The following is a 670-nucleotide window of genomic DNA, read 5'->3' as shown; positions in this document are numbered from 1 at the left end:
ATTCGGGACAAATTGATACATGCTTATTTTGGAGTTAATCTGGAGGTTGTCTGGCTCAGTGCGAAAGAAGATATTCCACAAGCAAAGCCTGTGATCCGAAGTTTGCTGGAAGAACTGGATGCATATTATGCATAAATTGATATGGGATACAATCGAAAACGAATTGCCCGCTCTTAAAGCAGGACTTGATAGGTTATACAAAGATATGACAAGATGAACTCTTTCACTCCCCCGCAAACTCGCCCCAGCCCCTCCTCCAGGGAGACTTTCGGGACAAAACCCAGTGTTTTTGCAGCGCTGATGTCGGCCACGCTGTGGCGGATGTCGCCGGTGCGGGCGTTCTGGTATTCCGGGGCCAGGTCGGTGCTAAAGACGTTCTGTACGATTTCGGCGAGCCGGTTGACGGTGGGGCGTATTACTTATTTATAACTACAAACTAATTTCCAACTATGTCTGAAAAGATCGACCCCGGAGAAATTGTACGTTTAAGAGCAATCAGGGAAGATCTTCATTTCATGAAAAATTATATGGTTGATATCGATTCGATTATGACCGAAGATGACAATCTGTCTTTAAATCGATACAGGTCTGAGAAGAAGGCTGGTACACTTATCTCTCACGAGGAACTGAAATTATGAGTAAATCAGAAAAAGTCCCACCGGGATTGGAT

The 670-nt window shown here is 44.8% G+C and carries 2 protein-coding genes; both read left to right on the top strand.

Translation table 11 applies throughout. From position 1 onward, the window contains the following. Nucleotides 1–12 precede the first annotated feature (12 nt). Nucleotides 13–135, top strand: a complete 123-nt coding sequence (locus CI957_RS11135) for a hypothetical protein (RefSeq protein ID WP_277749697.1) — start codon at nucleotides 13–15, stop codon at nucleotides 133–135. Between the two features lie 314 nt (nucleotides 136–449). Beyond that, nucleotides 450–638, top strand: coding sequence for a hypothetical protein (locus CI957_RS10340; protein WP_128754801.1), 189 nt, complete (start codon nucleotides 450–452; stop codon nucleotides 636–638). Nucleotides 639–670: the final 32 nt, after the last annotated feature.

Source organism: Methanohalophilus sp. WG1-DM (genome assembly GCF_004104135.1).
In the GTDB taxonomy this organism is placed as follows: domain Archaea; phylum Halobacteriota; class Methanosarcinia; order Methanosarcinales; family Methanosarcinaceae; genus Methanohalophilus; species Methanohalophilus euhalobius.
The sequence above is the reverse complement of the archived record's forward strand: the minus strand, read 5'-3'. Positions and strand labels throughout refer to the sequence as shown.